The sequence below is a fragment of the Acidimicrobiales bacterium genome, assembly GCA_035533095.1.
GTDB lineage: Bacteria > Actinomycetota > Acidimicrobiia > Acidimicrobiales > Palsa-688 > DATLUM01.
In genome coordinates, this window is sequence record DATLUM010000019.1 from 1 (window position 1) to 2,236 (window position 2,236).

Annotated in this window: 3 protein-coding genes; all 3 read left to right on the forward strand. The window is 69.9% G+C overall.

What is annotated here, in order from left to right; all coding sequences use genetic code 11:
* On the forward strand, positions 1-738 hold a 738-nt coding region (locus VNF71_02390; GenBank protein ID HVA73400.1), incomplete at its 5' end, for a conjugal transfer protein TrbL family protein.
* Positions 739-740: 2 nt separating this feature from the next.
* Entirely contained in the window at positions 741-1,031 is a 291-nt protein-coding gene (locus tag VNF71_02395; protein HVA73401.1) for a hypothetical protein, read from the forward strand.
* Positions 1,028-2,236: hypothetical protein (locus VNF71_02400; protein HVA73402.1), on the forward strand; the 1,209-nt coding region annotated here is incomplete at its 3' end. The genes VNF71_02395 and VNF71_02400, both read left to right, overlap by 4 nt.

Sequence of the window (2,236 nt, forward strand, 5' to 3'; positions counted from 1 at the left end):
TCCATCCCGGAGGTCGGTCGCTCTTGGTCGTTGGTCCGCGACGTAACGGACGGGCTCTTCGTCCTCGCAATGCTCGCCGTCGGCGTCCTGGTGATGGCGTCGGGAACCTTCGAGTCACGCTACTCGGCGAAGGTCCTGGTGTCGCGGGTCGTCCTCGCGGCGGTCTCCGCCAACGCCAGCCTGGCCATCTGCGGCGGCCTGATCCGGCTCGACAACGCGCTGGTCCAGGGGCTACTCGGGCCCGATCCCGGTGCGAGCGCATTCGCACAGCTGGCCGGGATGATCCAGGGGCCGGCGGCATCCGACCAGGTCGTCGGCAGCCTGGTCTCCATTGCCGCCGCGATCCTCGCCGTCCTGCTTGTGGTGCTGTTCATCGGTCGCGACCTGCTTCTGCTGGTCGCGACCGTGCTCGCCCCGCTCGCGCTCGCCAGCTACGCATTGCCTCAGACCAACGAGATCGCGCGGCTCTGGTGGCGCGTGTTCTCCGCCCTGCTCTTTGTACAGGTGATCCAGGCCGTCCTGGTCGAAGTCGGTCTGCAGCTCCTTAGGCACACCGATTGGCTCGGCCCGGTCTCGGATCTCACGTCGGGTCTTGTGCTGATCACGCTCCTCTATCTCCTCTTCAAGCTCCCGTCCGCCGCCTACCACTGGGCCTTCCGCCAGCGGATCAGTCAGCACCCCGTGGTGCAGGGAACGGTCGCGACCGTCCGCGCGGTGGCGGCCGCGGTGGCGGCCTGATCGTGGAACCGGTCCGCGTGCCGCAGCACCTGGAGCTTGAGGACGTGATCGCCTGGGGCCTCGGCGCCACCGACCTGCTGTGCGTCGCAGCTGGTGCGGTCTCGGCCTGGTGGCTCTTCCTGAACCTCCCGCTCGGGTTCGACCTGCGAGTCGCGGCGGCCGCCCCGCTGGTTATGGCGGGCCTGGCGTTCGGGACGCTTCGACTCGGCGAGCTGGCCCTTCGCGACTGGGCGCGGATCGCGCTCCGCTACGCATCGCGTCCGAGGACGCTGATTGGCGGAGACGGGTTGTGATCGGGCTCCGCCCGCACCGCGCACACGAGTTGCTGCCGGTGTTGGCGGCGGCCGACCGTGCCGTTCGCCTCCGTGACGGAGGCCTCCGCGCCGTCCTCGAGTGCCAGACATCGGCATTTGGGATCAAGGGCGAGGCCGAGCAGCGCGCCGTCGTCGATGGCTGGGCCTCGCTCCTCAACTCCCTGCCGCACCCGCTGCAGGTCGTCATTCGCACCCGCGAGCTGGCGCCGTCCGCGCTCCTCTCCTCAGCCGCCACCCACCCGCCGGCACTTGCTGTGCTGAGCGAGTCCTACCGGCGGATGGTGGAGGACCTCGCCGGCCGTCGCCGGGTACTCGACCGTCGCTTCTTCGTCGTGTTGCCAGGGCCGGTGCCCGACCGCCGTCGCCGGACCAGCAATGACGCGGGCAACCTCGAGATCCTCGACCAGCGGGTCAGCTGGGTGACCGAATGCCTCCGCCGGCTCGATCTCGAGCCCCGCCGACTTGGCGGCCGCGAGCTCGCCGATCTTCTCCGGCGGGCACTCGACCCGGTTTCCTCGGTGCAGCCGATCGCCGAGGACGACGACCTCCGCGACCTGCCTGGGCTGATCGCGCCGGCCGCCCTCGCCGAGCGGCCCTCGTCGCTGTCGGTCAGCGAGCGGTGGACGCGAACGTTGGCCGTCACCCGCTATCCGTCGCGGTTGCACCCGGGCTGGCTCGGCGACCTGCAAGCGTTCGACGGAGACCTCGATTTGGCCCTCCACGTCCAGCCCAACACCGGCCCTGCGGTCATGTCCTTCCTCGAGCGCCGCATCAGCGAGCTGAGCTCGACAGTCCACCTCAGCGAGGATCACGGTGCTCGAGCCGATCCCTACCGCCGGGCGGCATTGCAAGACGCGGTCGAGCTTCAGGACCGCATTGCGCAGGGCTCGGAGCGCCTCTTCGACGTCTCGTTCTATCTCACGGTCTGGGCCGACGGAGCCGACGACCTCGACGCCGCGACACGTCGGTTGGAGGCGCTGTTCGGGACCCGCCTCATCCACACGCGCCGCCTGCTCTTTCAGATGCGTCCGGGCCTACTGTCGACGCTGCCGATCGGCATCGACGCGGTGGGGGTGCGACGGGTGCTCTCGACGACAGCGCTGTCGGCGACCTTCCCGTTCGCCGGCGGCGATCTGCCGACCGGCTCGGGTCTGCTCTACGGCGTCAACACCGCGACGCGAAGC